The following is a 26,754-nucleotide window of genomic DNA, read 5'->3' as shown; positions in this document are numbered from 1 at the left end:
CTATTGCGGTCTTGCCGTCCCGGCAGATTCAATGCCCGCCAGGATCAGATCAATTCCCACCAGGAAGTCAGCGCGATCGTCGTGGACACGCATTTGCGTAGCGATACTGCGTGTGAACGGATAGCGATCGGGGTCGAGCTGCAACCAGGCGTCTGCCACCGTACTCAGGAATTCATCTCTCTCCGCTTCTCGCGCCCGCGCCGCTTGCGCATTGGCGGCATTCTGCCCGCCTACTCCGAGGACGTAGTTCAACAGCACTGACACGGTGACCCAGTGTTTCTCGGGTGCCACGCCAAGCGCGTGCACTTGTTGCCCGATACGCTCCAGCACGCTCACCATGGTCGACTTTCCAGCGGCCCACGCCAGCGCGGAACCGATCCACGGATGCGCATCCATCGCATCGAACATCATCAGCGCTAAGGCGCGAATCGCCGCTTTCGGCGGCATGTCCTTCGCCTGTGAATTCACACCAGGTCCAATCACCGCGCTGCAGGCGGCTTCGAGCAGATCATTCTTGTTGGCGACGTGTCCGTAGATGGCTCCCGGACCTGTGGCTAGGCGCTCGGACAGGTTGCGGAAGGTCAAACCTGGCTCGCCGCCGCTATCGAGCAGTTCGATTGCGGCTTCGATGATCTGCTCCCGCGACAAGGATTCATCACGTCGTGGACGACGCTGCATTTTTTTTACCATGCGACATCTTGACATAAATGGAATGCCATTCCAATATATTGGAACGTCGTTCCAAACTTAACAGCCGCTTCCCGGAAAATCCATATGAATACCTCAATCACCATCATCGGGGCCGGGCTCGGCGGCCTCACACTGGCTCGTGTCCTGCACCTGCACGGCATTACGTCGATCGTCTACGAAGCGGAACCCTCGGCCGAATCGCGCGCTCAGGGCGGCATGCTCGACATCCATGATTACAATGGGCAGCTGGCGCTACAAGACGCCGGCCTGCTCACGCAGTTCCAGGAACTGATCCTGGAGGGACGGCAGGCGATGCGGGTTTTAAGTCCCGACGGCAGCCTGCTGTTCGAGAATCCGGATGACGGCAACGGCGGCCGTCCCGAGGTGCAACGCGGTGAGCTCAGGCAGATGCTGCTCGATTCCTTGCCGGCCGGGACAGTACGGTGGGGGTACAAAGTCGCCGGTGTGCGCTCGTTGGGAGACGGCCGCCATGAAGTCAGCTTTGCCAATGGCGGAACCGTCATCACGCATTTTTTGGTCGGCGCCGATGGCGCCTGGTCAAAGGTGCGTCCGCTGCTCTCCACCGTCACGCCCCGGTATTCCGGGATGTCGTACGTGGAGACGTTTCTGTTCGATGCGGGCGTTCGCCACCCGGCCAGCGCGGTAGCGGTCGGCACCGGGCAAATGGGCGCCCCCGTTCAAGGCAAGGCGATCATGGCGCATCGCGAGCGCCATGACACGCTGCACACTTATGCCATGCTGGCCAAGCCGCTGGAGTGGTTTGCCGATATCGACTTCACGGACAAGGCGAAGGCAAGCGCGCGTATTGCAGATGAGTTCACGGGCTGGGCGCCTGAACTCACTGCACTGATCACCGACAGCGACACGGTCCCGCTATGGCGTCCGCTTCACGCTCTGCCAAACGAACACCGCTGGCAACGGGTGCCGGGAGTAAGCCTGATCGGCGACGCCGCCCACCTCAGCATCCCCAACGGCGAGGGAGCCAACCTGGCGCTGTACGACGGCGCCGAACTTGCCAAGGCCATCGCCTTGCATGCCGATGACCTGGAAACCGCTCTTCATCAATTTGAGCAAGCCATGTTCGAGCGCAGCGCCAAGGTCGCGGCGGAAGGTGAAAAATTCTATGAATTGCTTGCCGGAGAAGATCCTGCAAGGGGGATGATCGACATGTTCCAGGAGCCGGACGCCAACCACCTTGAAGCGTAGGCAATGCTATGATCGACGCAGCCCCTATCGGCTATCCGCGCAACCTGCGACAACTAAAAAAACGGAGACTCCATGCGTCAAAAAAACACCCTCATCGCGTTCGCCATCGTCGGCGCATTTGCGGCCGGCATTGCAGCATCGCCACTGCTGCAACATCTGGTTCCGGCTGCCCACGCGCAGCAAGCGCCGCTGGTGGCGACCGTGATCGACCTGAATGCCATCAACCACGCCGCGCTGCCCGCCACACCTTATCCTGAGTTGCGCTCGAAAACTCTGGTCAACACGGACAACGCCACCATCAATCTGCAGTCGGGCAACGTCGACAAGCACATCCATTCCAAGACCGATGAGATCCAGTACATCGTCGAAGGCACCGGATCCATGTGGCTGGGCGGAGAACTCAAGGAGTTCAAACCCGGCAGCCTGATCATCATCCCCAAAGGCACGCCGCACGCCGGCGCCGTGGTGACGGCCGGCCCGGTCAAGGCGATTGCGATCAAGATCCCGCCGCAGGCCAAGGACGACATCACCTTCGTGCATTAATGTTGACGCTTGTCCGTCCCGCGCTTGCACTGCGGACAAGCGCATCACCCACGCAACACTCCCAGCAACATCAACATCAACATAAGGATTCCCGCATGAGCGCATTGGCCCGCGAGATCAAGGTGACCCTGACTTGCAAAACGCTGCCGTCTCTCGACGAGCCGGCTGACGTCGGACTGCAGGATAAAGATCAGAACGTGTATGCCGGCAACCGCAAACGCGACGGCGCGATGGCGTTCGAGTGCGTGGTTCTGATGAAGGACAAGGGAAACGGCAATATCGACTTCGCCGGCCCCTTTGTCCACGGCACGGCTGCGGCGCGCTTCATGTACCTGAGCTGGAAACGCGCCGCCCCCGCCACCGCAGCGTTGTGGGTGCAACGCGTGAAAATACCGCTGGCCTTCACGGCTGCCGATCTGGGCGACGCCACGGCAATCCGCGCGGACATTACCGGGCGTCGACCGCATGCTTCCGAGGCGATTGCATGGACCATGTCTTAGTCACACTGAATGAGGACCACCCCCTCCTTGCCGACCCGCAGCCATCTGCTGCGCTTCGGCGAGCCGGTGCAACCGGCTCGTCATGGATGATCCTCAGACAGGAAGCTGGTTGCGCCGGCGCAGTTCCCGTATCACGCCGCTGTGATCGAGATCGCCGTCGCCGTTGTCGAGCATGTCGGCGAACAGCCGGTCAGCCTTGTTGAGCATCGGCAGATCCAGTCCGACGCTGGCGGCGAAACGAATCGCCGTGTTGGTGTCCTTGACCTGATAACGCGCCGGACCGCCCGGCGCAAAATCGCCGCTGATCATGCGCAGCGCGTGCTGGCGCAATATGGTCGAGTCGGCAAAGCCGCCCAGCAACGCCTCGCGCACTTTTGCCGGATCCGCGCCGCCACGCTCAGCCAGCAATAGCGCTTCCGCCACGCTGGCAATATTGTTGGCGACCATCATCTGATTGACCAGCTTGGCCAATTCGCCTGATCCGGCCGGACCGACGTGCGTCGGCCGTCCCATTTTTTCCAGTAGCGGCAATGCTTGCTGGTAGGCTTGCGCCGTACCGCCGGCCATGATCGCCAGGCTGGCTTCGATCGCACCTTTTTCACCGCCCGAGACGGGAGCGTCGACATACGCCACGCCGCGCGCGGCGGCCTGTTGCGCCTGATGGCGGGCGGTCTCGACCGGAATCGAACTCATGACGAGCAGCAAGGAGCCCGCGCGCATGCCGGCGATCAGACCTTGTTCACCCAGCAGCAATGCATCGCAACTGGGGCCTGAACTGAGCATGCAGACCAACGCGTCCGCGTCACGGATGACATCCGCGGCCTCGGCAACCACCTCGGCGCCGAACGCGGAGAGCCGCTGCGCCTTGTCCGGCGTACGATTCCATGCCTGTACCCGATAACCCGCTTGCGCCAGATGACGCGCCATCGGAAAGCCCATGATGCCGGTGCCGATGAAACCGATGGTCTTGATTTTTGCGGGTGCCGTCATGTCGCATCTCCGCTACCGGTGCTGCCAAACCGCACCGGCAATTCACGCTCGATGCAGGCCGGAAATCCTGCTCTGAAACGTGCCAGGTGCGGCGTCTCCAGATGCAGATCAAATGCGTCGCGGTCGTCATACACTTCATAAAAAAGTACACGCGTCGAACCGGGAAAGCTCACTACGTCGAACTGGCGACACCCCGCTTCGTCGGCCACCGAATGCTGTGCATCGTCATGCGCCAGCGCGAGAAAGTCCGCCATGGCGGCGGACTTGACCTCGAACTCGGCAATGACGACAAATGCTGTTGCATTTGCCATGCGCGACTCCTAGCGCAGCAGGATGCTGCCGCCCGGATTGGCGCGGGCGTGCCGCTCCATTTCCTGACGCAGCTTCACGACGTCCAGATCGCTGGACAACTCGACGTCTTCAAAGCGGACCACAGTGTCTTTCTTGACCGGGCGCTTGAGCTTGACGTTATGCGCCAGGCCGATCGGCAGCGCACCCAGCGCCAGGCTTTTCGCCGCCGGAATCGCATTGGCCCACACGGCGTAGCCGCCTTCGCCGTCCAGCATCTCGCCGGCCTGCAAGTCGCGCTTGGCGGTGGCGACCGCATCGCCGCGGAATTCCTTCGAGCAGCCGGTGGACTCGCCGCGCAGCACCGCCGACAACACGCTGATGCTGGTCTCCAGTCCGATCATGTGGAACGGCCGCCACATCGATCCGTACCAGCCCGACTTGTCGACCAGCAGGCCGTATTGCTTGAAGCAGGCGCGTGCATATTCGGTCGGCGCCTTGAAGGTGACGAAGACGCCGTAGCGGATATTGTTGAAGACTTCGCGGCCATCCGGCTCCTGGCTGGCCGCAATGTCCACCAAGCCCGCGCGCGCGAGTCGGCCGCCGTCGGCGGCGGGACGGAACACGCTGGCCAGATCATGCAGGCCGGTCGGCGGGAACGCCAGGCCGTCGTCCGGACAATCGAGGCCGGTGCCGTTGGCCACTGCCGCCATTTCGATCGCGGCTTTGGTGCCGTCAGTGAAGGAGTTGTACATCTTGGGATTGAAATCGCCCTTGGCGACTTCTTCGTCGGTCCAGCCAAAGAATCCCCACACGGTGTCCGGTGTCGAGTAGCGGTAGCGCGGCTCGTAGTTCATGCCCTTGCCGGCCGAGACCAGCTCGAAGCCGCAGGAGCGCGCCCAGTCGACCAGCTCGCAGATGATGGCCGGCTGGTCGCCGTAGGCCATGCTGTAGACCAGGCCCTTGGCTTTGGCGCGCGCCGCCAGCAAGGGACCGCACATGGCGTCGGCTTCGACGTTGACCATCACCACGTGCTTGCCGCCATTGATCGCAGACAAGGCATGGCGCACGCCGGCGATCGGATGACCGGTGGCTTCGATGATGCATTCGATTTCCTGGCAATCGGCCAGTGCGGCGGCATTGTCGAGCACGCAGGTGGTGCCGTTCTTGACGGCGTCGCCGAGCGTTTTGGCCTGATATCGATCCTTCTCCCAGCCCACCCGCTCCAGCGCGGCATGGGCTTTTTCCACATTCAGATCGGCCACGCCGACGATGTGCATGCCTTCGATCAGCCGGGCCTGCGCCAATACCATGGAGCCGAATTTACCGGCGCCGACCAGGCCGACGCGCACCGGGCGGCCGGCCGCCGCGCGTTCGCGCAGCAAGCTGTACAGATTCATTGTTAATCCTCGTCAATAACAGAAGGCATCGCCCGTGTCTCCCGCGTTCTCGGCTTGGGGTGCGATACCTGAAAGCGTGAAATTGCCGCTATGCCTTGTACCACCACGCGGAAAACCGACGCCGCGGGACAAGCCAACCGACAGACTTTTACGCATCGGACGAACTGCTTCTCGTGCAGCTTGGACTTCGCCCGACTCGTGCAAAAAAGTTTACTCAGCGCATCCTGTTAAAACAATTAACATTTACGAGAGAAATACTTAGTTTTTCTAATCGATAGAAAAAACAAGGCGAAGGAAACGAGGGAGGGAGGAGATTATTTTGAAAACGGCAAACGGAGATATTGCGCTTGCTCCGCCTGCCATTGCGCGACTTCCACGCGCAGCCAGTCGATGAAGACGCTGACCTTGTTTTTACGCAGATGATCGACCGGGCAGACGATCCATTGCGTGGTCTGGGAAATCTTCGGCGGATGGCGTACCGGGCAAACCAGGTTGCCGTCGCGCAGTTCGCGCCACATCATCAGGCTGCTTTCCAGCGCCAGGCCAATGCCGTCGGCGGCGGCGTCGACCGCCATGTGGCTGCGGTCGAACAGCACCCGGCGCATCTGGTTGGGCGGCGTGATCTTGCTCATGGAAAACCAGTACGGCCATTGCACCTGCGACTTGACCGACTGGATCAGGCGATGCTGTGCCACATCGGCCACGCTCATGCTGCCGGCGGCGGCATAACCGGGACTGCACACCGGGAAAAACCATTCCTCCGTCAATCCTTCGGTGAACAGGCCCGGCCATTGGCCGCGCCCGTGACGGATTTCAACGTCCACGGTCTCGCGCGTGAAGTCGGTGACTTCATTGGTGCCGTTTAGCCGTACTTCGAGGTCAGGATTGGCGTCGAGGAACGAGCGCAGGCGCGGCAGCAGCCATTTGCTCGATAAAGTCGGCGTCGCCCGCACCGTCAGCAGCGTGACAGGACGCAGGCCGCGAATACTTTGCGTGGCCTCGGAAATGCGATCGATCTCTTCAGCGATCATGGAGAAATAGCGCTCGCCGGCTTCGGTCAGGGCGACGCCGCGGCCGACCTTGACCATCAATGAGGTGCCGAGATGCGTCTCCAGCGCCTGGATCTGCTGGCTCACCGCCGAGGGCGTGACGTTGAGCTCTTCCGCCGCGCTCGAAATGCTGCCGGAGCGGGCCACCGCGTGGAAAACACTGATCGAGCGAAGAGGAAGATACATGGCGTCAACTCTTTAAATTTTCTACACGATGCTTAAAAATAAATTAATTGTACTTCACCAACAAACCTTTTACATTCAATCACGGACTCCCCCAGGCAACCTCGCAGAAGGCGACCAAGGAATCTCGACAGCAGTCGACCACGATGTCGATTGCGGCAGCCAGACAAGCTGCACCGTATCCGGCAACCAGGCGCCTTCACCAGGAAAGCGGCCTTCAAACCGGATTCCGACCTATAAAAAACTGGAGACAACAGCATGAAGCAAACCACACCGCCACGCGGCGATTTTTTGTCGGATTCGTCGTCGGACGCATCCTCAACCCTGCCTTCCGCCAAACGCCGCAGCCTGCTGACCGCAGCGGCGACGTTGCCGTTGTTCACGGTCTGGTCCGGGCCGGCCCGTGCCGCCGAATTCAACTACAAGCTGGCCACCGGCCAGTCGCTCGACCAGCCGATCAATGCACGCCTGAAGCAGGCCACCGACCGTATCCGCGAAGCCAGCGCAGGGCGCTTGGACATCCGCTTCTTCCCGGCCAGCCAACTGGGCTCGGATACCGACCTGCTGACCCAGGTGCGCTCGGGTGGCGTGGAATTCCTCAACATCGCCGGCTCGGTCATCTCCACCGTCGTGCCGCTGGCGGCCATCACCAACGTTGGCTTCACCTATTCCGATTATCAGCAGGTATGGAGCAGCGTCGACGGCGATCTCGGCAAGCTGATCCGCGCGCAGATCGACAAGAGCGGCTTCGTCTCGGTGGCCAAGGCCGGCGACAACAGCTTCCGCCAGATATCGTCCGCCTCCAAGCCGATCAAGACGCCGGCCGACCTGCAGGGGTACCGCATCCGCGTGCCGGTGTCGCCGATGTTTACCTCGCTGTTCAAATCGCTGGGCGCCAATCCGACCTCGATCAACTTCAACGAGCTCTACACCGCGCTGCAAACCAAGCTGGTCGACGGCCAGGAAAACGGCCTGGTCGCCATCGATTCCGGCAAGCTCTACGAGGTGCAAAAATATATTACCCAGACCAACCACATCTGGGATCCGTTCTGGATGCTGGGCAATCGCCGCGCGTTCGCCGCCCTGCCCGACGACCTCAAGAAAATAGTGCAACGCGAATTCGATCGCGCCTACATGGAGCAGCGCGGCGACGTCGAGCAGCTCAACACCACGCTCAAGGATCAGCTGATCAAGAAAGGCATCGTCTTCGAAACCGCCAATCGTGATTCCTTCCGCAAGGCCTTGTCGGATGCCGGCTTCTACAAGGAATGGCGCGACAAGTTCGGCGCCGCGCCATGGGCCGCGCTGGAGGCCGTCGTAGGGAAAATGTCGTGAGCGCCGTGCACAGCGCCGCACCGCCCATGCCGCTGAACGGTCCGGCCGGCAACATGCTCGGCAACGCGCAGCACTGGCTGGAAAAATCGGTGGAAGTCCTCACCGCCACCGTGCTGGTCGCCGAGGTGGTGCTGCTGTTCATCGGCATCATCGCGCGTTCGGTGCTGCACAGTTCGCTGATCTGGAGCGATGAACTGGCGTCGATCCTGTTCCTGTGGCTGGCGATGCTGGGCAGTGCGCTGGCGGTGCAGCGCTCCTGCCATATGCGCCTCACTTTCTTTGTCTCCAAGCTGTCGCCACGCGCACAGGCCTGGGCCGAGACCCTTGCCGTGGGCGTTACGGCCGTGCTGCTCCTGATGATGATCCATCCGAGCTTCGACTATGTCGAAGACCAGGGCTTTGTCGAAACGCCGGCGTTGGGTTGGAGCGGCATGGTGCGCGCGCTGGCCGTGCCGGCCGGCTTCCTGATCGCGCTGGTGAGCTGTGCGCTGCGCCTGATGCATCACGACAAGCGCGACATCTTCACGGTCGCCGCGTTGCTGGCCGTGATCGCCGGTGCCTGCTATCTGGCGGCGCCGATGCTCACCGCGATGGGACAAAGCGCGTTGCCGATCTTCTTCATCGGCTTGCTGGGCGCGGCCGTCATGGCTGGTGCGCCGATCGCCTTCGCCTTTGCAATTGCGACCTGCGCGTATCTGTTGACGACCACCACGACGCCGGTGGTCATCGTCGTCGGCCGCATGGATGAAGGCATGAGCAGCCTGATCCTGCTGGCGGTGCCGATGTTCGTGCTGCTGGGCCAGCTGGTGCATGCGACCGGCCTGGCACGCGTGATGGTGGAATTCCTGGCGGCACTGGTGGGTCACGTGCGCGGCGGCATGTCGTATGTGCTGCTTGGCGCCATGCTGTTGGTGTCCGGCATCTCCGGCTCCAAGACAGCGGATATGGCGGCAGTGGCGCCGGTGCTGTTTCCTGAAATGCGCAAGCGCGGCATGCAGGACAGCGAATTGATTTCCCTGCTGGCGGCTTCCGGCGCGATGAGCGAAACCATCCCGCCCTCGCTGGTCCTGATTGCGATTGCCTCCGTGACCGGGATATCGATCGCGGCGCTGTTCACCGCCGGCATCATGCCCGCTTTCGTCCTTGCCATCGTACTGGCGGTGGTGGCATGGTGGCGCGCCGGATCGGACCACGTCGCGACCAGCCGCGCGCCGCTCAAGCGCGTGCTGAAAACCTTCGCCATCGCAGTGCCCGCCTTGCTGCTGCCTTTCGTCATCCGTACCGCAGTGGTGGAAGGCGTGGCGACGGCGACCGAAGTCTCGACCATCGGCATCGCCTATTCGCTCATCGTCGGCCTGATCATTTATCGGGGCAGCCTGAAGTGGCACATGGCCTTGCCTATCCTGGTGCAGACGGCGGCGTTGTCGGGCGCCATTCTCTTCATCGTCGGCGCAGCCAGTGCGATGGGATGGGCCTTGACGCAATCGGGGTTTTCACATGACCTGGCGGCCATGATGACGGCGGTGCCTGGCGGCGCCACCGGCTTCCTGCTGGTCTCCATCGTTGCCTTCATCGTGCTCGGCAGCGTGCTGGAAGGCATCCCGGCGATTGTGTTGTTCGGTCCCTTGTTGTTCCCGGTGGCGCGCCAGCTCGGCATTCATGAAATCCACTATGCCATGGTCGTGATCCTGGCGATGGGACTGGGCGTCTTCGCCCCACCCTTCGGCCTGTGCTACTACGCCGCCTGCATCATCGGTGAAGTCAAACCGGAAGTGGCGCTTAAACGCATCTGGCTGTATCTCGGAATGCTGCTGCTGGGCTTGATTGCCATTACCTTCATCCCCTGGATATCAATCGGTTTTCTTTGACAGATCGATATGACAAATAAAAGCCCTGTAATACGGGGGCTTTTATTTTCGTTCCATGATCAGGTAAGCGCGACGGGGCCATATCTGACAGCAGAATCAGCTATCCGCAACCGGCCTGAATGACATCATCAGGCCGGAATTGACGTACACTCCCAGAGGATTGCCGACAACCAGCTATCCTGACGCAATACATCCATCCTCTTTCTGAAACGCCCCGCAACAGCTTGCATGTGCGCGGCGATTCAACCCGTATCGAACCCAGCCATCCTGCGTGTGACCCGGAGCACACAAACCTGGATTCAGCTCTTTCCGCCAGACCCCATTGACCGCTCACTGCGCATGACTGCGTTGTCGGCGGCGTTTATACGCTTGCACCAAACGATTGCTCCCCGCCGCCGCAGATCGCATGATCGCGGCTTCCGGCGTCAGGCATGGGCGTTGGTGCCGGCAGGATGAAAGACGTGAATCATGAACGAAGACCAGAACATCCTCATAGAAGAACTCCCGCTGCGCGCCGAATTGTTCAGCGCCTTGCAAATGGAGCAGCATGGCCGCGTGCTGGCCAACGCCCACAAGCTCAATCCGGACTACGGTCCCGACAAGCTGCTGGTGCGACTGGCCGACAACGAACTCACCATCATCGATGCCTGCACGCGCCTGACCGAGGCCATCAAGGCCGGACGCCAGGTGACGCCTGCGGCGGAATGGCTGCTGGATAATTATTACCTGATCGAAGAACAAATCCGCACCGCCAAGCGCCATCTTCCCAAGAACTACAGCAAGGAATTGCCGCGCCTGCTAAACGGCCATTCCGCCGGCAGTCCGCGCGTCTATGACATCGCGCTGGAGACGATCTCGCACGGCGACGGCCGCGTCGATCCGGAAAGCCTGAGCCGCTTCGTCATCGCGTATCAGCAGACCACCACGCTCAACCTGGGCGAGCTGTGGGCCATTCCCATCATGCTGAGGCTGGCGCTGATCGAGAATCTGCGACGCGTTGCGGCACGCCTGTCGGCCACGCTGATCAACCGCAACCTGGCGCATTCCTGGGCTGACGCCATGCTCGACGTGGCTGAGAAGAACCCGAGCAACCTGATCCTGCAAGTAGCCGACATGGCGCGCTCGGCGCCGCCGATGGAAAGCGCGTTCGTCGCCGAACTGGTGCGCCGGCTGCAAGGCCAGAGTCCGACGCTTACGCTGCCCCTGACCTGGCTGGCGCAACGCCTGACCGCGTCCGGCAACAGCATCGAACAGCTGGTGCAGCAGGAAAGCCAGAGCCAGGCGGCCGACCAGGTCTCGATCAGCAACAGCATCGGCTCCCTGCGTTTCCTGACCAGCATGGACTGGCGCGAGTTCGTCGAAACCATGAGCGCAGTCGATCACATCCTGCGTGAGGATCCCGACGACACCTATGCCCGCATGGACTTCGCCACGCGCGATCGCTATCGCCACGTGGTCGAAAAAATCTCGCGTGAAGGGCCGCAGTCAGAAACGGAAGTCGCGCGACAGGCGATCGTCATGGCGCGCGCTGCCGCGACAGCGCCGCGCAACGACGTCGTGGATCGACGCGCGCATGTCGGCTATTACCTGATCGGCGAGGGCCTGGCATCGTTGCGGGCTGCAGCAGCCGTGCGTGTCTCGTCGCGCACAAAACTGACGCGACTGGCGTCGACACGTCCTGTGGCGACGTACCTCGGCGCCATCTTCGTGATCACCGCCTTGTCGACGTGGTGGGTATTGGCCGAGGCGCACCAGCGCGGCGCACAACAGTGGCATCCGCTGTGGCTGGCCTTGCTGGGATTGCTGGCCGCCCTGCCAGCGAGCCAGCTGGCGCAATCGCTCGTCAACTGGCTGGTGCCGCTATTGACGCCGCCGCGATTGTTGCCGCGCATGGATCTGTCCGCCGGCATTCCACCTGAATGTCGCACGCTGGTGGTGGTGCCGACTTTGCTCACCACCAACGCCGGCGCCGAGAATCTGGTCGAGGCGCTGGAAGTGCGCTTCCTTGCCAACCAGGACGTCAATCTGCGCTTTTGCCTGCTGACCGACTTTGCCGACGCGGCCGTCGAAAGCACGCCCGGAGATGCGCCCCTGCTGGCGTTCGCCACCGGCTTGCTGAACGCGCTCAATCTCAAGTATCCGCGCGCCGGCGGCGACAACTTCCTGCTGCTGCATCGTCCGCGCCGCTGGAATCCGGCACAGGCGACCTGGATGGGCTACGAGCGCAAGCGCGGCAAACTGGGCGACCTCAATGCCTTCCTGCGCGGCGGTGGACAGGAAGCCTTCAGCGCCGCCATCGGCGACACCGGCGGTCTCATCAACACCCGCTACGTCATCACGCTGGACACCGACACCGAACTGCCGCGCGACGCCGCACGCCAGTTCGTGGCCACCATGTCCCATCCGTTGAATCGTCCGGTCTACGACGCCGTTCAGAAAAAGATCAGCGACGGCTACGGCATTCTGCAGCCGCGCATTGCCGTGAGTTCGCCCAGCGCGCAGGCCTCGCGCTACGAGTTGCTGTACGGCGGAGAAACCGGCATCGACCCCTATACGCGCACCGTCTCCGACGTGTATCAGGATCTGTTCGGCGAAGGTTCCTTCATCGGCAAGGGCATCTACGACGTCGACGCCTTTGAAAAAGTCTTGCAGGAACGCATGCCCGAAAACCGCATCCTCAGCCATGATTTGCTGGAGGGGAATTACGTCCGCGCCGGCCTGATCAGCGACGTGCAATTGTATGAACAATACCCGTCGCGCTACAGCGCCGACGTCAGCCGCCGCCATCGCTGGATCCGCGGCGACTGGCAGATCGCCGCGTGGATGTGGCCGCGCGTGCCGGTCCGGCGCGATGCGGCCGGCAAGCTGCACTACGAAAAGACGCCGCTGTCGGCACTGTCGCGTTGGAAGCTGTTTGACAATCTGCGCCGCAGCCTGGTCGCGCCGGCGCTGACGCTGTTGACCCTGTGCGGCTGGGTGCTGTTGCCGCAGGCGTGGTTCTGGAGCGGTGTCGTGCTGGCCGTGACGCTGGTGCCGGCCGTGTGTTCGTTACTGCTCAATCTGATCAGAAAACCCGACGACATCCGTCTGCAACAACACGTTTCAGCAGCGTTGACGACGCTGGGCGCACAACTGGTGCATGCAGGTCTTGCCATCAGCCTGCTGCCTTACGAGAGCTGGTATCAACTGGACGCCATCGTCCGCACGCAATGGCGTCTGCATGTCTCCGGCAAGAGCCTGCTGGAATGGAACAGTTCCGGTGAAGCCAATATGCGCGCCGGCAACGGACTGCGCTCCTATTATGCGGCGATGTGGCAATCGCCCTTGCTGGCGCTGGCCGTGGCGGTGTATCTCGTGCTGCATCATCCTGCGGCGCTGGCGGCCGCGACGCCGATCCTGCTGCTGTGGTGGCTGGCGCCGGTGATCGTGTTCCGCATCAGCCAGCCGATCACGCGGCGCGCGCCGCATCTGGACCAGGCGCAGCAAGCTTACCTGCATGCGCTGGCGCGCAAGACCTGGCTGTTCTTCGAAACCTACGTCGGTCCGGCCGACAACTGGCTGCCGCCCGACAACATGCAGGAACATCCGGTGGAAGTCTTGGCGCGGCGCACCTCGCCGACCAATATCGGCCTGTCGCTGCTGGCCAACCTGACCGCCTATGATTTCGGCTACATCCCCGGCGGCCAGTTACTGGAGCGCACGCGCAACACCTTCCAGACCATGGCGGCGCTGGAGCGTTACCAGGGACACTTCTACAACTGGTACGACACCCAATACCTCCATCCGCTGCCGCCGTCCTATGTGTCGACCGTGGACAGCGGCAACCTGGCCGGCCATCTGCTGACCTTGCTGCCCGGTTTGCAGGCGCTGGCCGATGCACCGGTACTGCATGCCAAGTTGTTCCCCGGCATCCGCGCCGCGCAGTTGATCCTGCAGGAACTGTCGCGGACCTTGCCGCTGACCGAAGAGCAGCAATTGTCGCCGTTGTTCGCCAGCGAACTGGACAGCGCCTGCGCGACGCCGCCGACGTCGCTGAGCCAGGCCTGCGTCGTACTGGAGAGCCTGAATCGGCACGTGGATGAGTTTTCCCGCGGGCTGAATCAGGTATCGTTCTCCAGCACGACCAGCACACCAGGTTCGCCGTCCGACAAACAACCGCAACGATTCAGCCAACTGCGCCGGTGGGAACGCGCGCTTGCCAGCCAATGCCGCGAAGCGCTGGCCGAACTGCATGCGCTGGCGCCCTGGCTGCGATCGGATCAGCTCCAACGCTGCTGCGAGGAATTCCCGTCGCTCGCAGCCACGCTCAATGGCGCACTCAGCCTGCGTCAGATTGCGCAGTTGCCGGTGCTGATTTTGCAAACGCAATCCGCAATCAATGCGATGGAAAGCAAGCGCATTCCAGACGCTCTGCAAGCACTGTTCAAGGAAGCCCGCGACCTGGCTGCCGCGCGCCTGGCCGCCATCGATCTGCTGGCAGTGCAGGCCGGCGAGTTCGCACGCATGGAATACCGCTTCCTGTACGACCCCGCCACGCATCTGCTGGCGATCGGTTACAACGTCACTGAACGCCGGCGCGATACCGGCTTCTACGACTTGCTGGCATCGGAAGCGCGCCTTGCGACCTTCGTCGGCATCGCGCAGGGACAGTTGCCGCAAGACAGCTGGTTTGCGCTCGGCCGGCAACTGACGCTGGCCGGCGGCGAGCCCATCCTGCTGTCGTGGAGCGGTTCGATGTTCGAGTATCTGATGCCGCTGCTGGTGATGCCGACCTTTGCCGGCACCCTGCTGGACCAGACTTATCGCTCGGTGGTGGAACGGCAGATCAGCTACGGCGCACAGCGCGGCGTCTACTGGGGCATGTCGGAGTCCGGTTATCACAGCTTCGACGCCAGCCTGAATTACCAGTACCGCACCTTCGGTGTGCCGGGCCTCGGCTTCAAGCGCGGGTTGGGCGACGACCTGGTGATTGCGCCGTACGCCTCGATGATGGCGCTGATGGTCGCGCCGGAACAGGCTTGCGGGAATCTGCAGGCGATGAGTACGGCAGGATTCGAAGGCGTCTTCGGCATGTATGAGGCCATCGACTACACCCCATCGCGCCTGCCGCGCGGCCAGGGCAATGCCCTGATCCGCTCTTTCATGGCGCATCACCAGGGCATGGGATTCCTGTCGCTGGCGTATCTGTTGCTGGACCGGCCGATGCAGCGCCGCTTCGAATCGTATCCGCTGTTCCAGGCCACCATGTCGCTGCTGCACGAGCGCGTGCCCAAGGCCGGGGCGAATTATTCCAGTGCCTCCGAGCTTGCCGATGTACGCGTCGCTTCCACGGCGCAGGACCAGCAGATTCGCATCGTGCGCCGTCCCGATCCGCGCACGCCCGAAGTGCAACTGCTGTCCAACGGACGTTATCACGTGATGGTCACCAGCGCCGGCGGCGGTTACAGCCGCTGGAACGATGTCGCCGTCACGCGCTGGCGCGAAGACACCACACGCGATCACTGGGGCAGTTTCTGTTACGTTCAGGATATCCGCGACAAGGAGTTCTGGTCGACCGCCTATCAGCCGACGCTGGCCATGCCGACGCATTACGAAGTGATTTTCTCCGAAGGCCGCGCCGAGTTTCGCCGCAATGATCGCGACATCGAGATGCATACCGAAATCGTGGTCTCGCCGGAAGACGACATCGAACTGCGCCGCACCAAAATCACCAATCGTTCGCGCACTACACGCACGCTGGAAATCACCACCTATGGCGAAGTCGTGCTGGCGCCATCGGCGGCGGACGCAATGCATCCGGCCTTCAGCAACCTGTTCGTGCAGACCGAGATCGACATGCAGCGCGGCGCCATCCTGTGCACGCGCCGGCCCCGATCAGCCAATGAAGTCGTGCCGTGGATGTTCCACCTGATGGCGGTACATGGCGGCAGCGATACTCATGCTGATGCAGCATCGTATGAAACCGACCGCATGCAGTTCCTCGGTCGCGGCAACACGCCGGCGACACCGCAGGCAATGCGGCAGACCGGACCATTGTCGAACAGCGCCGGTTCGGTGCTTGATCCGATCATGGCGATCCGACGCCGCATCACGCTGGAGGCGGAGCAATCCGTCACCATCGACGTGGTGACGGGCGTGGCCGCCACCCGCGATGTCTGCGCGGAACTGATCGGCAAGTACCAGGATCGCCATCTGGCCGATCGCGTCATGGAACTGGCATGGACCCACAACCAGGTGGTGCTGCGCCAGCTCAACGCCAGCGAAGCAGATGCGCAACTGTACGGTCGCCTGGCGAACTCGGTGGTCTACGCCAATCCCCTGCTGCGCGCCGACGCCAGCATCCTCGCGCGCAACCGGCGCGGCCAGTCGGCGCTATGGAGTTATGCAATCTCGGGCGACCTGCCGATCGTGCTGGTGCAGATACGCGACATAGCCAGCATCGAACTGGTGCGCCAGCTGGTGCAGGCGCATGCCTACTGGCGCTCGAAGGGGCTGGCGGTCGATCTGGTGATCTGGAACGAAGATCACGCCGGCTATCGGCAAGTGCTGCAGGAGCAGATCCTGAACCTGATCTCCTCCGTCACCGGCGTCCATACCATTGATCGTCCGGGCGGCATCTTCGTACGTCTGCTCGATCAGATTTCCGACGAAGACCGTATCCTGTTCCAATCGGTGGCGCGCGTGATCCTGAACGACAGCAGCGGCACCCTGGCCGAGCAAGTTGCACGGCGCGATGCGCCTGAGGTGAAGATGCCGTTGTTGTCGCCGAAGACCGAGCTCATTGCGGACACCGCGGTCGCGACATTGCAAGCAGTACGTGCACCGGCGCCCTTGCTGGACAACGGCATGGGCGGTTTCAGCGCCGACGGTCGTGAATATCTGATCGTCACCGGTGACGACCGTCATACGCCGGCGCCGTGGAGCAACGTCATCGCCAATGCGCAATTCGGTAGCGTCGTGTCGGAGAGCGGGCAAGCTTATAGCTGGGCCGAGAACGCGCATGAATTCCGCCTCACGCCGTGGGCCAACGATCCGGTCAGCGACGGCGGTGGTGAAGCCTTCTATCTGCGTGATGAATACAGCGGCGCCAGCTGGTCGCCGACGCCGCTGCCGCGACGCGGCACGGGTGAATACCTGACGCGCCATGGTTTCGGCTACAGCGTGTTTGAGCATAGCGAGGCCGCTATCTTCTCGGCGCTGAGCATGTTCGTCGCCCTGGATTCGCCAGTGAAATACATGGTGCTGCGCGTACGCAACGATTCACAGACGCAGCGTCGTTTGTCCGCCATCGGCTATGTCGAATGGGTGCTCGGCGACTTGCGCGGCAAGACGGCGATGCACGTCAACACCGAGACCGATACCGCCACCGGCGCACTACTGGCCAGCAATCACTACAACACCGAGTTTCCGCAACGCGTCGCCTTCTTCGACCTCGATGCTGCGGCCAAGACCGTCACCTGCGACCGCAAGGAGTTCATCGGACGCAACCGCTCACTGCAGGACCCCATCGCGCTCGAACGGCAGCGCCTGTCGGGCAAGACCGGCGCCGGCCTGGACCCCTGCGCCGCGATACAGACCACGTTCGACCTGGCGCCCGGCCAGGAGCGTGAGCTGGTGTTCGTGCTCGGCCTCAGCGATACGCGCCAGACCGATACCGCCACGTTGATCCTGCGTCATCGCGGTGTGACGGCGGCACAGGCAACGCTGGCGTCGGTCAAGGATTACTGGCAACGCACGCTGGGTGCGATCCAGGTCGCCACGCCGGAACCGGCGCTGGACGTGCTGGCCAACGGCTGGCTGTTGTACCAGACGCTGGCATGCCGCATGTGGGCGCGCAGCGGTTACTACCAATCGGGTGGCGCGTTCGGCTTCCGCGATCAGCTGCAGGACGGCATGGCGCTGGTGCACAGTGAACCCACCCTGGTGCGCAGCCACTTATTGCTGTGCGCCGCGCATCAGTTCGTCGAAGGCGACGTGCAGCATTGGTGGCATCCGCCAACCGATCGCGGTGTACGCACGCATTGTTCGGACGATTACCTGTGGCTGCCGCTGGCGGTGCATCGCTATGTCACGATCACCGGGGACACCTCCGTGCTGAATGAGACCGTACACTTCCTTGAAGGCCGCGCCGTCGGGGCAGAGGAAGATTCCTACTACGACCTGCCGCAACGGTCGGGCGACAGCGCCAGTCTCTATCAGCATTGCGTCCGAGCGATCCGCCACGGTTTGCAATTCGGCGTACACGGCTTGTCGCTGATCGGCTCCTGCGACTGGAACGATGGCATGGACAAGGTCGGCGAACATGGCAAGGGCGAAAGCGTCTGGCTCAGCTTCTTCTTCTACGAAGTGATGCAGCGCTTCGCCGATGTTGCGGTGATCCATCAGGATCAGGCGTTCGCGGCCGAGTGCCGCGCGCAGGCGCAGACGCTGCAGCAGCACATCGAAAAGAACGGCTGGGACGGTAACTGGTATCTGCGTGCGTATTTCGACGACGGCACGCCGCTCGGTTCTCACGCCAACGTCGAGTGCCAGATCGATTCGATCTCGCAAAGCTGGTCAGTGCTGTCCGGCGCCGGCAATGCCGATCGCACGCAACAGGCGATGCAATCGGTGCGTCAACGCCTGGTGCGCGACGACGACAAGCTGATCCAGTTGCTCGACCCGCCGTTCGACCGCTCCGATCAGAATCCCGGCTATATCCGTGGCTATGTACCCGGCGTGCGCGAAAACGGCGGGCAATACACACATGCGGCCATCTGGACAATCATGGCCTTCGCACGCATGGGCGACCGACAGTCGGCATGGAGCCTGATGCGCATGATCAATCCCATCAATCACGCGCGCAATGCCGAAGAGATCGCGGTCTACAAGGTCGAGCCTTACGTGGTCGCTGCGGACGTCTACGCCGTCACGCCGCACACCGGCCGCGGCGGCTGGACCTGGTACACCGGCTCGGCCGGATGGATGTACCGCTTGTTGGTTGAATCGCTGCTGGGCTTGCACGTCGAAGGCGACAAGCTGACCATCAATGCCTGCGTGCCGGATGACTGGGACAGTTATGGCATCGACTATCGTTACGGCGACACTGCCTATCGGATCATGATCACGCAAACGAAGGGAAACGGGTTACCGGGAGCATGTCGCTTCAGCGTCGATGGCATAGCCTTAGCTGAGGCTGTCCTGACGCTGGTCGATGATCGTCAGGAACATCGTATCGACGTCATGTTGTCGCGCTGAGCTGGTGGCGCCGGATTGCAGCAATTCACTCCGGCGTCTTGCCCACCATCCTGGCCGCACGCAGGAAATCAAAATCCACGCCCTGGTCCGCCTGCGTCACCGTGTCGAGGAACAGCTTGGCATAACCGCGCTCGGCGGTGGGAATGACCAGCGGCGTCTCTTGTGCACGCCGGGCCAGTTCTTCGTCCGTCACCAGCAAGGCGATTTCCCGGCTCGACACGCTCAGACGGATGCGGTCGCCGTTGCGCACCCAGGCCAGCGGTCCGCCGATGGCTGACTCGGGCGTGACGTGCAAGACGATGGTGCCGAATGCGGTGCCGCTCATGCGGCCATCTGAAATCCGCACGATGTCTTTCACGCCGGCCCGCGCCAGCTTGCGGGGAATCGGAATGTAGCCGGCTTCGGGCATGCCGGGCGCGCCCTTGGGACCGATGTTCTTGAGCACCAGGATGTCGTCCGCGGTGACGTCCAATTCATCGCTGTCGATACGCCTGGCCATGTCTTCGACGTTCTCGAACACCACCGCGCGCCCAACGTGTTCCATCAGCCGGGCGTCCGCCGCCGACTGCTTGATGATCGCGCCGCCGGGCGCCAGGTTGCCGCGCAGGACGGCGATGCTGCCTTGCGGATAAATGGGATTGGTCGCCGGGCGCACGACGTCTTGCGGAAAGCCGTCGCCGGCGCGTTCGATCTCTTCTCCCAGCGTGCGGCCGGTCACCGTCATGGCCTCCAGGCGCAGCAGCGGCTTTAGTTCGCGCAGCAAGGTCGCCATGCCGCCGGCGTGGTGGAAGTCTTCCATGTAATGTTGGCCCGAAGGCTTCAAGTCCAGCAGCACCGGCGTCTCGCGCCCCATGCGGTCAAGCGCCTCCAGGTCGATCTCCAGTCCCATGCGCCCGGCAATCGCGGTCAGGTGGACGATGCCGTTGGTGGAACCGCCGATGGCCAGCAACACCCGCATGGCGTTCTCGAAAGCGGCGGGCGTCAGTATCTTGTCGATGGTCAGGCCGTCGTGCGCCATCTGCACCGCCTGCGCGCCGGTTTCTTCGGCCACGCGGATGCGGTCCGCGGTCACGGCCGGCGGCGAAGCGCCGCCCGGCACCGTCATGCCCATGGCTTCGGCGATACAGGCCATGGTGCTGGCGGTGCCCATGACCGAGCAAGTGCCCACGCTGGCGACCAGCTGGTTGTTGACCTCGGCAATTTCTTCCGCGCCGATTTCTTCGGCGCGGTATTTGCCCCAGTAGCGCCGGCAATCGGTGCACGCCCCCACCCGTTCGCTGCGATGGCTGCCGGTCAGCATGGAACCGGTGATGAGCTGGATCGAAGGAATGCCCGCCGAAGCCGCGCCCATCAGTTGCGCCGGCACCGTCTTGTCGCAACCGCCGATCAACACCACGGCGTCCATCGGCTGCGCGCGCACCATCTCTTCTGTATCCATGGACATCAGGTTGCGCAGGTACATGCTGGTCGGCGCCGAGAAGCTCTCATGGATCGAGATGGTCGGAAAATCCATCGGCAATCCGCCCGCCAGCATGACGCCGCGCTTGACCGCTTCGATCAGCCGCGGCGCGTTGCCGTGGCAGGGGTTGTAGCTGCTGCCGGTATTGACGATGCCGACCACCGGGCGTTCAAGCGCCTTGTCCGTATAGCCGGCGCCCTTGATGAACGCCTTGCGCAGGAACAGCGAAAATCCCTGGTCGCCGTAGTTGGTCAGTCCTTTTTTCAAACCGCTTTGCCTGGGTTTCATTTTTTGTCTCGCGCTGTTGTTGTGGAAGCCGGCCTGCCGCCAGGCCATGCACGGGATACTGGGCGTTTTCATTACAAAAAACAATTTGGTATTTCTTGCTTTAAAAGAAGATATTTTTTAGTATCGTCCGATGGACATCCGCTACATACAAAGCTTTGTCGCCACCGTGGAGTGCGGTTCGATCGCCGAGGCGGCGCGCCGCCTGGACCTGACCTCGGCGGCGTTGGCCGCGCGCGTCAGGGCGCTCGAGGAAGAACTGGGCACGCCGCTGCTCAAACGCTCCGGCCGTTCCGTGAAGCCGACGGCAGCCGGCCTGAACATCCTCGACAGCGCGCGCAGCATGTTGCGCGAAGAACGTGATCTGCGCGCGATGGCCATCAAGGAAATGCCGATCGGCGAGTTGCGCCTGGGCACCTTCGTCTCGGCCCTGACCACCGTGCTGCCGCCGGTCCTGCGCAAGCTGTATGCGGATCATCCCGATCTGTCGGTGTCGGTGGTGTCCAACGGCTCGGTCGAGCTGTGCCGCATGGTGGCGGCGGGAGAGCTGGATGCGGCGGTGGTGGTCGAGCCGCAGTTCGCGATTCCCAAAACCTGCGAGTGGCGTCCCCTGATGGATGAACCGCTGGTGGTGGTGGCGCCGGTCGGCATGGCCGGTCGCGATCCGCACGAGCTGCTGCGCAATGAACCGTTCATCCGCTACGACCGCACGGTCTGGGGCGGCCAGCTGGCCGATCGCTATCTGCGCGACCACGGCATTCGTCCGCATCAGCGGCTCGAGATCAACGGCCTGATGTCAATTGCGGTCATGGTCGACCACGGGCTCGGCGTATCGCTGCTGCCCGACTGGTCGGCGCTGTGGTCGGGCGGCCTGTCGATCGCGCGGGTGCCCCTGCCGAGCCACGCGCCGGTGCGCCGGATCGGCTTCATCTGGGGTGCGCATCGTCCGCACTCGCACCTTGCCGGCTTGTTTTTGAAACACGCCGAAGACGTGTTTCGCGCCAGGGATGGACGCAGGCGCAAAGCGCGCAAGTGATTGCAAGTGAAGCAAGCAGCGGAGAAGCTGGCAGAGTCGACCCATCCGGATCGTGAATCAATCACCGTCGCCTGCAGAGGCGTCATTCGCTGATTGGCCAAGGCAAGCCGGTACAATGACTTCCTGTTCTATTCCGCACAGGAATCGCCATGCAATCTCATTCGATGTCACGCGGGGTCAAGGCGGCACTGCTGGCCGCCCTCCTTTTTGGCGCAGCGACTCCCCTCGCCAAATTGATCCTGGCCAACGCATCTCCCTGGTTGCTGGCCGGTTTGTTCTATCTTGGCTCCGGCATCGGCCTTGCCGTCTATCGGAAAATCACAGGCGCGGAAAAAGTAAGCTTGCCGCGCGAGGAGCGACTCTGGTTTGCCGGCGCGATCATTTCCGGCGGCGTTGTCGCGCCCGTGTTGCTGATGACCGGCTTGACCTCCATGCCTGCCTCGGGAGCGTCCTTGCTGTTGAATGCGGAGGGCGTGTTTACCGCGCTGCTCGCCTGGTTTGTCTTCAAGGAGAATTTTGACCGGCGCATTGCCCTGGGCATGCTGTCCATCATCTTTGGGGCAGTCGTTCTCAGCTGGCCCGACAGCGCCGACTTGTCGGCGCTGTGGCCTTCGTTGGCGATTCTTGGCGCTTGCCTGGCATGGGCCGTGGACAACAACCTGACTCGCAAAGTATCTCTCAACGATGCGTCATGGGTCGCGTCGGTGAAGGGTCTCTTCTCCGGCTGTACGAATCTGGTACTTGCGCTGCTGATGGGAGCCAGCTTGCCTTCCCCAGCAGTTGTGGTCGCAGCGATGACGCTCGGCTTTCTGGCTTACGGGGTCAGCCTTGCTCTGTTTGTCGTGGCGCTGCGCCATCTCGGAACCGCGCGCACGGGCGCCTATTTTTCCATCGCGCCTTTTTTTGGCGCGCTGCTGGCGCTGATATTGGGCGAACCCCTGACCACGCCGCTGATCGTTGCCGGGCTGTTGATGGCGCTCGGTATCTGGCTTCATCTCTCGGAGACGCACGAGCATGCGCATATCCATGATGAAACGGAACATGAGCATGAACACCTGCACGATGAGCATCATCAGCATGCGCATGACTCCGCGGTCCTGCCGGGTGAGCCGCATCGGCATGTGCACCGGCATTCCAGGATCGAGCACACGCACGCGCACTTTCCTGATTCGCATCATCAGCATACGCATTGAACCTGGAGGACCGCGCCCGGCCAGGATTGAACATTCACAACTATTTCCGGAATTGAAGTGTCTGGAACGAGGGATCGAAACGCTGTAGCTTTTTTAGTTCGGGAACATACATTCAGAGTTCGTTGCACTCCAGGCTGTACTTGGCCATGATGCACGCCATTCCCCCAAGAAGGGATCGCTTTTCCCGGACGCCGACGGATGACGGCCATTTCCAGCGATGAGCCGAGGTCGGTCTGAAAATTCAGATAGCCAAGAGCTCCGCATCGGAAGCCCGGGCTGACCGATTGAGTCAAAAAAAGTGGCGGCGATACATGGCAATATCTGCCGCCACCAAGAGGAGAGAAGGTAAGTCCGGCATTCCCGCAACACGCGACCAGATGAGGAGCGGTGATTCATCAGCAGCATGGGCGCCGTACAGCTGCTAACTTTCAATGGAATACCGTTCGGGATAAAGATGTCTCCAGGCCTTGTCGGCGTCGAACGTGCCCGACCATTTCGCCACCACGACCGTCGCTACGCTATTGCCAATCGTGTTGCAGGGAGCGATTCCAAAAGACATGAACCGATAGACGCCGAAGATAACCGCCAATCCTTCGAGCGGCAAAATGCCGGTCGACGTGACGGTGGCGGCAAACACCACGAAAGATCCACCCGCCACCGTGGCGGCTCCTTTTGAAGTCAGCAGCATGAGCGCCAGCATGCCGGCCTGCTGTTGCAGAGTAAGAGGGATGCCGAAGGCGTTGGCGATGAACAGCAAGCCCATCGACATGAAGATCGAAGTGCCGTCGAGATTGAACGCATATCCCGCCGGCAGCACCAGTCCGACCGTTTGCTTGGCGCAGCCGAGTTGTTCCAACTTCACCAGCAGGCGCGGCAGGACGCTTTCGGAAGACGCCGTTCCGAGCACGATGAAAATCTCATCCTTGATGTAACGCAGGAACCGCCACAGGCTGAAGCCAGCCAGCTTGCAAAGCGTTCCCAACACCAGCGCGAGGAACAGCAGGATCACGCCGTAGAAGCTCAGCACCAGTTGCGCCAGCGCGATCAGCACGGTGATTCCGTTGCTGCCGACGGCATAGGCCATCGCGCCAAACGTGCCTATGGGCGCCAATTTCATCACCAGATTGATGAACGAAAACAATACCTCGGAAACCATTTCGAGGCCGCTGTTGATTTTTTCGCGGCGCGCTATCGGGATTGCCAGAATTCCGATGCCCACCATCACCGCCAGCAACACGACTTGCAGCAAGTCTCCCTTGGCGAACGCGGCGACAAAGTTATCCGGCACGACGTGCATGACAAAGGCGAAAAATCCCTGACTTTCTGCCTTTGCGAAAGCGGGCGGCACGGCAGCGACGTTGAGGTGACTCATGTGGCTGCCAAGCTGGAGCAGATTGGCAGCCGCCAGGCCGATGACCAGCGCCAGCGTCGACACGACCTCGAAGTAGACGATGGCGCGCCAACCAACGCGACCGGCGCTGTTGATGTCGCCTGCCGAAGCAATGCCATGCACAATGGTCAGGAACACCAGTGGCGCCACGCCGGCCTTGATCAGGGACAGAAAAATGTCACCGAGGATTTTCAGTTGCGAGGCAAAACCAGATGCCAGCAAACCTGTCGTTATGCCGAGCGCCAGCGACAACAGCACTTGCATGCCTAAGCGGCGATACCAGGCTTTCTTTTGGGACGTAGCGTTCATTGGGTCTATCTCTCTTTTGTGTGAGCGCAGTGATTGCCACAAGCGCTTTCGTCCATTTTTCAGAATTTTTACTTCGTTCTTCCGTTGTCGGCAGCGCCGACGTCGAACAGCCGGATCACATCCGACAGTCGGTCGGCCTGATGCCGGAGCGCTTCGGATGCTACTGCCGATTCCTGCACCAGTCCCATGTTCATCTGCGTCATCTGATCCAGATGCGAAACCGCCTCATTGATCTGATCCAGACCTTTATTCTGCTCGCCGGCGGCATTGGTGATCTCGCTCATCAGTACGCTCATGTTGTGGATACTGTCGACGATGGTGGTGATCGCTTTGCCAGCCTCATCGACATGGCGCACGCCATCGTGGACTGAAGCCACCGAGGTATTCACCAGCGCCGCGATCTCGCGCGCGGCTTGCGCGCTGCGTTGCGCGAGCGTACGTACCTCCCCGGCGACCACGGCGAATCCACGCCCCTGCGCGCCTGCTCGCGCCGCTTCCACGGCGGCATTGAGAGCGAGGATGTTGGTCTGGAACGCCAGTCCGTCAATGACGCCGATGATGTTGGCGATCTCTCCCGACGAAATCGAAATCTTCTCCATGCTCGCCACCGCCTTGCGCACGATCGCGCTGGTGTTTTTGGCCGAGACCGTCGAAGTGGCCGCAAATGCATTGGCGCTGACCGCCTTTTCCGAAGACAGCCTGACGGTAGACGTCAGTTCCTCCATGCTGGACGCGGTTTGCTCCAGGCTTGCGGCGGTCTGCTCAGTGCGCGACGACAGCTCCTGATTGCCGGAAGCGATCTCGGCGGATGCAGAAGAGATGGCATCAATGCCGTGCTGCACTTCCGTGACGACATCGTGCAGAGATGTCGCCATGTTCGCCAGCGCCTGCAAGAGCCGGCCGAACTCGTCGCCCCGCTGGGTATCGATGGATTGCGAGAGCTTTCCGGCGCCGATGCATTCCGCCACGTTGATCGCATGCGCAAGCGGTCGCGTGATCGAACGCACGATGCCCAGCACGATAAAGCCGGCGATGATGAACAGCCCGCCCGCACAGGCCAGCCCGGCCAGCATCATGCGATCGCGCTTCTCCTGCACGGCGTCCACGGCGCGATCGCGCTCTTCCTCCTGATCGCGCGCGAAGGTGTTGAGCGCTCTGATGTAACCGTCGATGCCCGGCTGAAAGCTGTTGGCGATCAATTTTTGCAGGCCAATCAGATCACCTTTGTTGGCCAAAGCAGTTGCGTCGGCGTGGAGCCGGATCAGGCGCGCCTGCTGCGCGTCGATGGCCTGCAAATGCCCAAGAGCGGGGCCGCTCAAGGCTGCGTTGGAGAATTCCCCGCGCAGCTTGCGAATAGCCGTCATGCCGGCCTTGACCGATTCTTCATAGTGCAGCATCAGATCGGCATCGACCGTGTTGAGGCCAACCACCATTCTTTCCGTCCACAATTGCGCTGTGCCCAGCCATTGCACCGCCAGCACGATGTTGCGGTCGTAGCGCTTGACATCGTCAATGCCGCTCTCGGCCACCCGGATGAACAGGAATTGCAGTAGCGCCGCCACGCCCAGCATGGCGGCCAATAGTGCAAACATCGACACCGTCAGCTTGAACGAAACCGTAACGTCATTCCAGGATCTCCTGCGTCCGGCTCGCGCGGGAGTTGCCGTCGCTTCGATAGCCGGCATTTCATGCACCAATACGTCCGACATGTCCCCCCCTCAAGAATACGATTGCGCAGTCGCTCCGCCGGCCATGCTGCATGCGGCCGGCGT

At 62.0% G+C, this 26,754-nt stretch carries 16 protein-coding genes; 8 read left to right on the top strand and 8 right to left on the bottom strand.

Annotated features, from left to right (window positions below; translation table 11 throughout):
* Window positions 1-690, bottom strand: coding sequence for a TetR/AcrR family transcriptional regulator (locus ACIROW_RS22705; RefSeq protein ID WP_402279137.1), 690 nt, complete (start codon window positions 688-690; stop codon window positions 1-3).
* A gap of 84 nt (window positions 691-774) precedes the next feature.
* Here ACIROW_RS22705 and ACIROW_RS22700 point away from each other — a divergent pair, with 84 nt between their 5' ends.
* The 3 genes from ACIROW_RS22700 to ACIROW_RS22690 all read left to right on the top strand — a co-directional run bounded on the left by ACIROW_RS22700 (window position 775) and on the right by ACIROW_RS22690 (window position 2,960).
* Window positions 775-1,917 carry an FAD-dependent oxidoreductase gene (locus tag ACIROW_RS22700; protein WP_402279134.1) on the top strand — a complete coding sequence of 381 codons (1,143 nt, stop codon included), beginning with the start codon at window positions 775-777 and terminating at the stop codon, window positions 1,915-1,917.
* 72 nt (window positions 1,918-1,989) lie between these two features.
* Window positions 1,990-2,460 (top strand): cupin domain-containing protein, encoded by a 471-nt coding sequence (locus ACIROW_RS22695; protein ID WP_402279131.1) that lies wholly within the window; start codon window positions 1,990-1,992, stop codon window positions 2,458-2,460.
* Window positions 2,461-2,555: 95 nt separating this feature from the next.
* A complete protein-coding gene (locus ACIROW_RS22690; protein WP_402279129.1) occupies window positions 2,556-2,960 on the top strand; it encodes a DUF5990 family protein in 405 nt (134 codons plus the stop codon).
* A 93-nt stretch (window positions 2,961-3,053) separates the two neighbouring features.
* On the opposite strand, the gene ACIROW_RS22685 is transcribed toward ACIROW_RS22690, so the two are convergent.
* The 4 genes from ACIROW_RS22685 to ACIROW_RS22670 form a co-directional block, all read right to left on the bottom strand.
* A complete protein-coding gene (locus ACIROW_RS22685) occupies window positions 3,054-3,950 on the bottom strand; it encodes an NAD(P)-dependent oxidoreductase (RefSeq protein WP_402279126.1) in 897 nt (298 codons plus the stop codon).
* Window positions 3,947-4,261 carry a putative quinol monooxygenase gene (locus ACIROW_RS22680; RefSeq protein ID WP_402279124.1) on the bottom strand — a complete coding sequence of 105 codons (315 nt, stop codon included), beginning with the start codon at window positions 4,259-4,261 and terminating at the stop codon, window positions 3,947-3,949. Before ACIROW_RS22680 ends, ACIROW_RS22685 begins: the two co-directional genes overlap by 4 nt.
* A 9-nt stretch (window positions 4,262-4,270) precedes the next feature.
* Window positions 4,271-5,638: an NAD(P)H-dependent oxidoreductase gene (locus ACIROW_RS22675; RefSeq protein WP_402279121.1), complete on the bottom strand. Its 1,368-nt coding sequence runs from the start codon at window positions 5,636-5,638 to the stop codon at window positions 4,271-4,273.
* Window positions 5,639-5,952: 314 nt separating this feature from the next.
* Window positions 5,953-6,873 carry a LysR substrate-binding domain-containing protein gene (locus ACIROW_RS22670; protein ID WP_402279118.1) on the bottom strand — a complete coding sequence of 307 codons (921 nt, stop codon included), beginning with the start codon at window positions 6,871-6,873 and terminating at the stop codon, window positions 5,953-5,955.
* Window positions 6,874-7,128: 255 nt separating this feature from the next.
* Here ACIROW_RS22670 and ACIROW_RS22665 point away from each other — a divergent pair, with 255 nt between their 5' ends.
* The 3 genes from ACIROW_RS22665 (at window position 7,129) to ACIROW_RS22655 (ending at window position 19,310) form a co-directional block, all read left to right on the top strand.
* Window positions 7,129-8,205 (top strand): TRAP transporter substrate-binding protein, encoded by a 1,077-nt coding sequence (locus ACIROW_RS22665; RefSeq protein WP_402279116.1) that lies wholly within the window; start codon window positions 7,129-7,131, stop codon window positions 8,203-8,205.
* A 26-nt stretch (window positions 8,206-8,231) separates the two neighbouring features.
* Window positions 8,232-10,073: a TRAP transporter large permease subunit gene (locus ACIROW_RS22660; RefSeq protein ID WP_402279171.1), complete on the top strand. Its 1,842-nt coding sequence runs from the start codon at window positions 8,232-8,234 to the stop codon at window positions 10,071-10,073.
* A gap of 468 nt (window positions 10,074-10,541) precedes the next feature.
* Window positions 10,542-19,310 (top strand): GH36-type glycosyl hydrolase domain-containing protein, encoded by an 8,769-nt coding sequence (locus tag ACIROW_RS22655; RefSeq protein ID WP_402279113.1) that lies wholly within the window; start codon window positions 10,542-10,544, stop codon window positions 19,308-19,310.
* 25 nt (window positions 19,311-19,335) lie between these two features.
* On the opposite strand, the gene ACIROW_RS22650 is transcribed toward ACIROW_RS22655, so the two are convergent.
* Complete coding sequence (locus tag ACIROW_RS22650; protein WP_402279110.1) at window positions 19,336-21,057, bottom strand: IlvD/Edd family dehydratase; 1,722 nt, start codon at window positions 21,055-21,057, stop codon at window positions 19,336-19,338.
* Window positions 21,058-21,187: 130 nt separating this feature from the next.
* Between ACIROW_RS22650 and ACIROW_RS22645 the strand changes: the two genes are divergently transcribed.
* Together ACIROW_RS22645 and ACIROW_RS22640 are read left to right on the top strand one after the other, a co-directional pair.
* Complete coding sequence (locus tag ACIROW_RS22645; RefSeq protein ID WP_402279108.1) at window positions 21,188-22,090, top strand: LysR family transcriptional regulator; 903 nt, start codon at window positions 21,188-21,190, stop codon at window positions 22,088-22,090.
* A 149-nt stretch (window positions 22,091-22,239) separates the two neighbouring features.
* Window positions 22,240-23,283, top strand: coding sequence for a DMT family transporter (locus tag ACIROW_RS22640; RefSeq protein ID WP_402279106.1), 1,044 nt, complete (start codon window positions 22,240-22,242; stop codon window positions 23,281-23,283).
* A 421-nt stretch (window positions 23,284-23,704) separates the two neighbouring features.
* Here ACIROW_RS22640 and ACIROW_RS22635 read toward each other — a convergent pair whose 3' ends face one another.
* Both ACIROW_RS22635 and ACIROW_RS22630 read right to left on the bottom strand, forming a co-directional pair.
* Complete coding sequence (locus ACIROW_RS22635) at window positions 23,705-24,982, bottom strand: cation:dicarboxylate symporter family transporter (protein WP_402279103.1); 1,278 nt, start codon at window positions 24,980-24,982, stop codon at window positions 23,705-23,707.
* A 68-nt stretch (window positions 24,983-25,050) separates the two neighbouring features.
* Window positions 25,051-26,691 (bottom strand): methyl-accepting chemotaxis protein, encoded by a 1,641-nt coding sequence (locus ACIROW_RS22630; protein WP_402279101.1) that lies wholly within the window; start codon window positions 26,689-26,691, stop codon window positions 25,051-25,053.
* Between the last annotated feature and the right edge of the window lie 63 nt (window positions 26,692-26,754).

The organism is Herbaspirillum sp. NPDC101397, from assembly GCF_044767325.1.
In the GTDB taxonomy this organism is placed as follows: Bacteria; Pseudomonadota; Gammaproteobacteria; order Burkholderiales; family Burkholderiaceae_D; genus Herbaspirillum.
Note: the sequence above shows the minus strand (reverse complement) of the source record. Positions and strands in the feature narration are given on the sequence as shown.

Bases quoted from the DNA above. Each gene is read 5' to 3' on its own strand.
- ACIROW_RS22630 (WP_402279101.1), bottom strand. From the start codon at position 26,691: ATGTCGGACGTATTGGTGCATGAAATGCCGGCTATCGAAGCGACGGCA.
- ACIROW_RS22650 (WP_402279110.1), bottom strand. From the start codon at position 21,057: ATGAAACCCAGGCAAAGCGGTTTGAAAAAAGGACTGACCAACTACGGC.
- ACIROW_RS22640 (WP_402279106.1), top strand. From the start codon at position 22,240: ATGCAATCTCATTCGATGTCACGCGGGGTCAAGGCGGCACTGCTGGCC.
- ACIROW_RS22690 (WP_402279129.1), top strand. From the start codon at position 2,556: ATGAGCGCATTGGCCCGCGAGATCAAGGTGACCCTGACTTGCAAAACG.
- ACIROW_RS22645 (WP_402279108.1), top strand. From the start codon at position 21,188: ATGGACATCCGCTACATACAAAGCTTTGTCGCCACCGTGGAGTGCGGT.
- ACIROW_RS22660 (WP_402279171.1), top strand. From the start codon at position 8,232: ATGCCGCTGAACGGTCCGGCCGGCAACATGCTCGGCAACGCGCAGCAC.
- ACIROW_RS22705 (WP_402279137.1), bottom strand. From the start codon at position 690: ATGGTAAAAAAAATGCAGCGTCGTCCACGACGTGATGAATCCTTGTCG.
- ACIROW_RS22695 (WP_402279131.1), top strand. From the start codon at position 1,990: ATGCGTCAAAAAAACACCCTCATCGCGTTCGCCATCGTCGGCGCATTT.
- ACIROW_RS22635 (WP_402279103.1), bottom strand. From the start codon at position 24,982: ATGAACGCTACGTCCCAAAAGAAAGCCTGGTATCGCCGCTTAGGCATG.
- ACIROW_RS22700 (WP_402279134.1), top strand. From the start codon at position 775: ATGAATACCTCAATCACCATCATCGGGGCCGGGCTCGGCGGCCTCACA.
- ACIROW_RS22655 (WP_402279113.1), top strand. From the start codon at position 10,542: ATGAACGAAGACCAGAACATCCTCATAGAAGAACTCCCGCTGCGCGCC.
- ACIROW_RS22675 (WP_402279121.1), bottom strand. From the start codon at position 5,638: ATGAATCTGTACAGCTTGCTGCGCGAACGCGCGGCGGCCGGCCGCCCG.
- ACIROW_RS22665 (WP_402279116.1), top strand. From the start codon at position 7,129: ATGAAGCAAACCACACCGCCACGCGGCGATTTTTTGTCGGATTCGTCG.
- ACIROW_RS22670 (WP_402279118.1), bottom strand. From the start codon at position 6,873: ATGTATCTTCCTCTTCGCTCGATCAGTGTTTTCCACGCGGTGGCCCGC.
- ACIROW_RS22685 (WP_402279126.1), bottom strand. From the start codon at position 3,950: ATGACGGCACCCGCAAAAATCAAGACCATCGGTTTCATCGGCACCGGC.
- ACIROW_RS22680 (WP_402279124.1), bottom strand. From the start codon at position 4,261: ATGGCAAATGCAACAGCATTTGTCGTCATTGCCGAGTTCGAGGTCAAG.